Raw genomic sequence first — 8,322 nt, forward strand, 5'->3', positions numbered from 1 at the left:
CGCGCGCCTCATGTCGGCACGTCCATCATCGGCTTGCGCGGCGTTCGCTTGGAGCCGCCGAACAGGTTTACCTTGGTCGAGCCGGTCGTCCCCTCGCGGAAGCCGAAGCCGGTCGAGCCGCGCAGGACATAGGCATCCTCCTCGAACTCGCGGTGCGTCGTCGGGATGACGTAGCGGTCCTCATAGGCGGCGAGCGCCATGATCCGGTACATCTCCTCGATCCTGGCGCGCGTGAGGCCGACGCGCTCGGGGATGGATTCGTCGATCCGCCCCTCGATGCTCTTCGCGCGCATATAGGATCGCATCGCCAGCATCCGCTCGAGCGCGACGGCGATCGGCGCCTCGTCGCCGGCGGTAAGCAAATTGGCGAGATAGCGCAGCGGAATGCGCAGCGAACGCACGTCCGGCATCCCGTCCTTGGCCGAGATCTTGCCCGCCTCCGCCGCCGACTGGATCGGCGACAAGGGCGGCACGTACCAGACCATCGGCAGGGTCCGGTATTCGGGGTGGAGCGGGAAGGCCACCTTCCACTCCATCGCCATCTTGTAGACGGGCGAACGTGTTGCAGCCTCGAGCCATTGCTCGGGCACACCGTCGCGCCGCGCCGCCTCCTGGACCGCCACGTCATTGGGGTCGAGGAACACGCCGAGCTGGGCGGGATAGAGGTCCTTCGGATCCTGGACCGACGCGGCTTCCTCGATCCGGTCGGCGTCGTAGAGGACGACGCCGAGATAGCGGATGCGCCCGACACAGGTCTCCGAACAGACGGTCGGCTGGCCGGTCTCGATGCGCGGATAGCAGAAGATGCACTTCTCGGACTTACCCGTGGACCAGTTGTAGTAGATCTTCTTGTAGGGGCAGCCCGAGACGCACATCCGCCAGCCGCGGCACTTCTCCTGGTCGATCAGGACGATGCCGTCCTCGGCGCGCTTGTAGATCGCCCCGCTGGGGCAGGAGGCGAGGCAGGAGGGGTTGAGGCAGTGCTCGCACAGCCTCGGCAGGTACATCATGAACGTCTTTTCGAACTGCCCGTAAATCTCCTTCTCGACCCCTTCGAAATTATAGTCGTGGCTGCGCTTCTCGAACTCGCCGCCCAGCATGTCCTCCCAATTGCCGCTCCATTCGATCTTGTTGAGCAGTTCGCCGGTGACGAGCGATCGCGGCCGCGCGGTGGGCTGCGCCTGGAGCTCGGGAGCCGCCTGGAGCCATTCATATTCGAACGTGTAGGGCTCGTAGAAATCGTCGATCTCGGGGAGGTGCGGATTGGCGAAGATCTTCGAGAGGATGCGCCATTTCGCGCCCTGCTTCGGCACGATCCTGCCGTTCTTGCGGCGGACCCAGCCGCCCTTCCAGCGCTCCTGATTCTCCCAGTCCTTGGGATAGCCTATGCCGGGCTTGGTCTCGACATTGTTGAACCAGACATATTCCATGCCCTCGCGGTTGGTCCAAACGTTCTTGCAGGTGATCGAGCAGGTGTGACAGCCGATGCACTTGTCGAGGTTGAGCACCATGGCGATCTGCGCGCGTATCTTCATTCCGCCGCCTCCACCCTGGCGCCGTCGTCGGCGCGCTTGTCGAACCAGTTCACCTGACTCATCTTGCGCACGATCACGAACTCGTCGCGATTGGCGCCGACCGTTCCGTAATAGTTGAAGCCATAGGCGAGCTGGGCGTAGCCGCCGATCATGTGCGTCGGCTTCATGTTGATCCGCGTCACCGAATTGTGGACGCCGCCGCGCTGGCCGGTGATCTCGGACCCGACCGTGTTCACCAGTTTCTCCTGCGCATGGTACATGATCGCCGAGCCGGGCATGATGCGCTGCGAGACGATCGCGCGGGCGGTCAGCGCGCCGTTGACGTTGAACACTTCGATCCAGTCATTGTCCGCGATCCCCGCGGCGCGCGCATCGTCCTCGCTGATCCACACCGTGGGCCCGCCGCGACTGAGGCTCAGCATGATCAGGTTTTCGGTATAGGTCGAATGGATGCCCCATTTCTGGTGGGGCGTCAGGATGTTGAGCAGTATCTCCTGGTTGCCGTTGGGCAGCTTGCCGAGCACCTGGCGTACCGTCCTGGTGTCGATCGGCGGGCGCCAGGTGACGAAGCCCTCGCCGAACGCGCGCATCCAGTGATGATCCTGGTAGAGCGACTGGCGACCGGTGAGCGTGCGCCAGGGGATCAGCTCGTGCACGTTGGTGTAGCCGGCATTGTAGCAGACATGCTCGCTCTCCAGCCCCGACCAGGTGGGCGAGGAGATGATCTTCCGCGGCTGCGCGGCGACGTCGCGGAAGCGGATCTTCTCCTCTTCCTTGCCCTCTGCGAGATGGCCGTGATCGCGGCCGGTCACCTTGCCGATCGCCGCCCAGGCCTTGACCGCGACTTCGCCGTTGGTCTCCGGCGCGAGCATCAGGATCGTCTCGCAGGCGTCGATATCGGTGTCGATCCTGGGCCGGCCCGCCGCCGGGCCTTCGGGCACCCGGCCGTTGAGATCGCCGAGCAGCTCGACCTCGCGGCTGGCGTCCCAGCCGATCCCCTTGCCCCCGTTGCCGAGCTTCTCGAGCAGCGGGCCCATCGCGGTGAACCGGGCATAGGTATCGGGATAGTTGCGCTCGACGATCGCTACCGACGGCATGGTCTTGCCGGGGATCGGCTCGCACTCCCCCTTGAGCCAGTCCTTGGGCTCGTAGGGCTGGGCGAGCTCGCCGGGGGTGTCGTGCTGGATCGGCGTCAGCACCAGATCGTGCTCGACCCCGAGCACTTCGGGCGCGACATCGGAGAATTTCTTCGCGATCGCGCGGAAGATGTTCCAGTCGCTCTTCGTCTCCCATGCCGGATCCACTGCCGCCGACAGCGGATGGATGAACGGGTGCATGTCCGACGTGTTGAGATCGTGCTTCTCGTACCAGGTCGCGGTGGGCAGCACGACGTCCGAATAGATGCTGGTGGTCGACATGCGGAAGTCGATGTTGACCATGAGGTCGAGCTTGCCGACCGGCGCCTCGTCGCGCCAGACCACGTCCCTGGGCTTGTCGATCCGCGCGCGGTCCTCGTCGGTGCCGACGACGCCGTGCATCGAGCCGACGAGGTGCTTCAGGAAATATTCGTGCCCCTTGCCGCTCGCGCCGAGCACGTTCGAGCGCCAGAAGAACATGTTGCGCGGCCAGTTGACCGGATTGTCCGGATCCAGGCACGAGGGCTTGAGCGCACCCGAGCGCATCCCGTCCGCGACCACGCTCGCCGGATCGGCCCCGGTCTCCTTGATGTGCCGCCCGAGTTCGATCGGATTGGCCTCGAGCTGCGGCGCCGAGGGGAGCCAGCCCATCCGCTCGGCCTTGGCGTTGAAGTCGATCATCGTCCCCGACCAGTCGCCCTCGGGCGCCAGCGGCGAGAGGATCTCGGAGACCTTCAGCGTCTCGTAGCGCCACTGGTCGGTATGCGCGTAGAAGAAGCTGGTGCCGTTCATCTGGCGCGGCGGGCGGGTCCAGTCGAGCGCGAAGGCGAGCGGGAGCCAGCCGGTCTGCGGGCGCAGTTTCTCCTGGCCCACATAATGCGACCAGCCGCCGCCCGACTGGCCGATGCACCCGCACATGACGAGCAACGCGATGATCCCGCGATAGCTCATGTCCATGTGATACCAGTGGTTGAGGCCGGCCCCGAGGATCACCATCGAGCGGCCTTTGGTCTTCTCGGCCGTGTCGGCGAACTCGCGTGCCACCTGGATGATCGCCTGGCGGGGGACGCCGGTCACCTTCTCCGCCCAGGCAGGCGTGAAGGGCACATCCTCGTCATAGCTGCTGGCGACGTTCGCGCCGCCGAAGCCGCGGTCGACGCCGTAATTGGCGCAGAACAGGTCGAAGACCGTCGCGACCTGCGCGGTACCGCCCTCGGCGAGCGCCAGCGACTTCACCGGCACGTTGCGCAGCAGCACGTCGTCATGGCCGGTGGCGACGAAATCGTGCGGCGCGGTCGCTCCGAAATAGGGGAAGGCGACCGGGCGGATCGCATCCTCCGCGCCGGCAAGCGTGGTGCGCAGCCTGACGTCGCGGCCCGCGCCGTCCTTCTCCTCGAGGTTCCACTTGCCCTGCTCGCCCCAGCGGAACCCCGCCGAGCCGAGCGGCGCGACGAGCTCGCCGGAACGTTCGTCGAAGGCCACGGCCTTCCAGTCGGGATTGTTGGCCTCGCCCAGCCCGCTGGGCAGGTCGGCGGCGCGGAGCAGCCGGTCGGGCACCAGCCGCCCATCCCGCTCGACCAGCTTCACCAGCAGCGGGAAATCCGAATATCTGCGGGTATAGTCGGCGAAATATTCCGCCTGCCGGTCGACATGGAATTCGCGCAGCACGACATGGCCGAGCGCGAGCGCGAGCGCGGCGTCGGTCCCCTGCTTGGGGTGGAGCCACATGTCGGAGAATTTGGCCGCCTCGTTGAAGTCGGGGGCGATCACCACGCTCTTGGCGCCGCGATAGCGGACCTCCGAATAGAAATGCGCGTCGGGCGCGCGCGTCATCGGGATGTTCGAGCCCCAGACCAGCAGGAAGCCGGCATTGTACCAGTCGGCGCTCTCGGGAACGTCGGTCTGCTCGCCCCAGGTCTGGGGCGAGGACGGCGGCAGGTCGCAATACCAGTCGTAGAAGGAGAGGAGGTTGCCGCCGATCAGCGAGAGATAGCGGCTGCCCGCGGCATAGGAGATCATCGACATGGCCGGGATCGGCGAGAAGCCGGTCACCCGATCCGGGCCATATTCCTTGATCGTATAGGCATTGGCGGCAGCGATCAGCTCGGTCACCTCGTCCCAACCGACGCGGACGAAGCCGCCCCGCCCGCGCTTCGAGACCCAGTCGCGGCGCTTGTCCGGATCCTGGACGATCGCCTTCCAGGCCGCGACCGGGGCCATGGTCTCGCGTGCCTTGCGCCAGTGGCGGATCAGCCGCGCGCGGACGAGCGGATATTTGATGCGCGTGCCCGAATAGAGATACCAGCTGTAGCTCGCCCCGCGCGGGCAGCCCCGCGGCTCGTGGTTGGGAAGGTCGGGCCGGGTGCGCGGATAATCGGTCTGCTGCGTCTCCCAGGTGACGATGCCGCCCTTGACGTAGATCTTCCACGAGCAGGAGCCGGTGCAGTTCACCCCGTGCGTGGAGCGCACGATCTTGTCCGCCGCCCAGCGCTTGCGATAGGCGTCTTCCCACTCGCGGCTCTCGTCGGTGGTGATGCCGTGCCCGTCGGAGAAGGGGTCGCGCTGCCGCCGGAAATAGGTGAGGCGGTCAAGGAAGTGGCTCATCCTTTCCTCCTTGGGTCATGCCGGCACCGCGGCCGGCGAGGGGGAAGGCGTCGCGCGTTCCAGCGCACGGAGCAGCCCGCGCGGACCGCTATAGGCGAACCAGGTGAGCGCCGCGCAGCTCACGTAGAAGAGGAGGAAGGCCCAGAGCGCCGCGTTCGCGCTGCCGCTGGCGTCGATCGACGAGCCATAGGCCTTGGGAATGTAGAAGGCGCCGAACGCCGCGATCGCGGAGATGAAGCCGGTCACCGCCGCCGATTCCCGTTCGGCCTGGACGCGGCGCTCCTCCACGCCCCTGCTCGCCGAAGCGCGATCGACTTCGGAGCGCATGATCGCGGGCACCATCTGGAAGGTGGAGGCATTGCCGATGCCGCTCACGAAGAAGAGCAGCAGCACCATCGCGAAGAAGCCGCCGAAGCTGCGCGCCTCGAGGAACCAGAGCATGCCCGCGATCGCCGCAACCTGGACCACGAAGACCCAGAAGGTCACGCGCGCGCCGCCGACCCGGTCGGCCAGCTTGCCGCTCCCCGCGCGGGAGAGGGCGCCGATCAGCGGGCCGAGAAAGGCGTAGCGGATCGCATCCACCTCGGGGAAGACGAGGTTGGCGAGCAAGGGGAAGCCCGCCGACATGCCGATGAAGGTGCCGAACGTGCCGGTATAGAGCCAGCACATGACCCAGGTGTGCCGCCGCCCGAAGATCGTCGCCTGGTCCGCGAACGAGGATCTGGCGCTGAGGATGTCGTTCATGCCGAACCAGGCGGCGAGCGTGCCGATGACGATCAGCGGCACCCAGACGAAGCCGGCATTCTGCATCCAGACCTGCGCGCCGTCTGCGGTCGTCTGCGCCTGACCGCCCAATGCGCCGAACAGGCTCATCGTCACCGCGACGGGCACGAGGAACTGCATGACGCTCACGCCGAGATTGCCGAGCCCGGAATTGATCGCGAGCGCGTTGCCCTTCTCCGCTCTGGGGAAGAAGAAGCTGATATTGGCGACCGAGGACGCGAAATTGCCGCCGCCGAAACCGCACAGCAGCGCGAGGACGAGGAAGATCAGGAAGGGTGTGTCAGGATTCTGCACCGCATAGCCGATGCCGAAGGCCGGGATGAGCAAAGAGGCGGTCGAGAGGGTCGTCCATAGCCGCCCGCCGAAGATCGGGACCAGGAAGGCGTAGAAGATCCTGAGCGTGGCCCCCGACAGCCCGGGCACCGCCGCGAGCCAGAAGAGCTGGTCGGTGGTGAAGGCGAAGCCGATGCCGGGCAGGCGCGCGACGACGACGCTCCACACCATCCACACCGCGAAGGAGAGGAGCAGGCAATAGGTGGAGATCCAGAGGTTCCGCCTTGCGACGGCGCGGCCGCCGCCCTGCCAGAAATCCGGATCCTCGGGCCGCCAGTCGGCGATCGGGCCGGCGCGGCGCGGCGGCGCGGCGACGCCGGGCTCGCCCAGGCCCTGCATCTCGGGGAGCTCCGGCACCTGCTCCGATATTCCCTCGCGCGCCGCGCCTTGCTCCATCCGGCGGATGGCGAAGTGCATCCAGGCGAGCGCCACCGCGACGAGCAGGAAGAGCAGCGCGAAGCAGCTCGTCCAGATGCCGGTGAGGTCGTTCAGCGCGCCGAAGGCGAGCGGCAGGACGAAACCTCCCAGCCCGCCCACCATGCCGACCAGCCCGCCGACCGCGCCGACATGGTTCGGATAATAGACCGGGATGTGCTTGAACACCGCCGCCTTGCCCAGGCTCATGAAGAAGCCGAGCACGAAGATCGTCACCAGGAAGGGAACCAGCCCCATCGAGGTGCGGAAGCTGATCGGTCCATGGACGCCGTCGACGATGTAGGTGGTCGGCGGGTAGGACAGCATGAAGGTGCAGAGCGCCGAGATGCCGAAGGTCACGTACATGACCGAGCGGGCGCCGTAGCGATCGGAGAGCGTGCCGCCATAGATGCGGAACAGGCTCGCCGGCACCGAATAGAAGGCGGCGAGCATGCCGGCGGTCTTCACGTCGAGGCCGTAGACCCCGATCAGATAGCGCGGCAGCCAGAGCGCCAGCGCGACGAAGGCCCCGAAGACGAAGAAATAATAGAGCGCGAAACGCCAGACCTGGACGTTCCTCAGTACCGCGAGCTGGCTGCCCATCGCCGCCGCCTTGCGCCCCTCGCTGCGGCGGGCGACGGTCTCCGGATCCTCGCGGGTGAGGAGGAGGAAGAGGATTGCCGTCACGATCAGGGCGGCGGCCCAGATCTGCGCCACCGCCTGCCAGCCCATCGCCACCATCACGAACGGCGCGAGCAGCTTGGTGACCGACGAGCCGACATTGCCCGCGCCGAAGATGCCGAGCGCGGTGCCCTGCCGCCCGGCGGGATAGAATTTGGAGACATAGGTCACGCCGACCGAGAAGGCGCCGCCGGCCAGGCCCACGCCGAGCGCGGCGATCAGCAGCTCGACATAGGTGTGGGCGAACGACGTGAGGAAGGTGGCGATCGCGGCGAGCACCATCACGCCTGCAAAGACGCGGCGGCCGCCCAACTGGTCCGCCCAGATCCCGAGGACGACGCGGACCAGCGATCCCGTGAGGATCGGGGTGCCGACGAGCAGCCCGAATTCGGTCTCGGAAAGCCCCAGTTCGTCCTTCACGCCGAGTCCGATGATCGAGAAGATCGTCCAGACGGCGAAGCATGCGGTGAAGGCGACGGTGCTCGTCCAGAGGACCCGATTGGCCCCAGGAGCGGCGTGGTCGGTGGCCGGGACTGACATTCCCCCTCTCCCTGCCTACTCGCGCACGAAAATCCGCAGCGCCTCCAGCCGTTCGATTCCAGCAATCAATCATCTTGAACGCAATCGGGGGTTCCCCTGATTGCCAGGGCCCAGAATGAAGAAAGATAAAGTCGCGATGGGCTGGGCGCGGTGCGGGGACGTAGCGACATTCAGCCTTCTCAATCCTCCCCCGCCAGGGAGTGTTGGGTTGGATTGCCCCCGGCAATCCAAGCCCGTGCCGGGGGCACGGGCGACCCAACACTGTGGCGCCGAAGGCGTCGGAGGGGGAGGTAAGC

At 66.5% G+C, this 8,322-nt stretch carries 3 protein-coding genes; all 3 read right to left on the reverse strand.

Annotated features, from left to right (window positions below; translation table 11 throughout):
* Positions 1-8: 8 nt before the first annotated feature.
* The 3 genes from narH to MT490_RS11300 are packed head-to-tail and all read right to left on the reverse strand — an operon-like array spanning position 9 to position 8,026.
* Positions 9-1,535, reverse strand: a complete 1,527-nt coding sequence (gene narH / locus MT490_RS11290; protein ID WP_297387380.1) for a nitrate reductase subunit beta — start codon at positions 1,533-1,535, stop codon at positions 9-11.
* Positions 1,532-5,275: a nitrate reductase subunit alpha gene (locus MT490_RS11295; protein WP_297387382.1), complete on the reverse strand. Its 3,744-nt coding sequence runs from the start codon at positions 5,273-5,275 to the stop codon at positions 1,532-1,534. The genes narH and MT490_RS11295 overlap by 4 nt, the downstream gene beginning before the upstream one ends.
* A gap of 15 nt (positions 5,276-5,290) precedes the next feature.
* The gene (locus tag MT490_RS11300; RefSeq protein WP_297387385.1) at positions 5,291-8,026 is read right to left on the reverse strand and encodes an MFS transporter; all 2,736 of its coding nucleotides are present in this window, start codon (positions 8,024-8,026) and stop codon (positions 5,291-5,293) included.
* Positions 8,027-8,322: the final 296 nt, after the last annotated feature.

The sequence above is a fragment of the Sphingomonas sp. genome, from assembly GCF_026460985.1.
Classification (GTDB): Bacteria; Pseudomonadota; Alphaproteobacteria; order Sphingomonadales; family Sphingomonadaceae; genus Sphingomonas.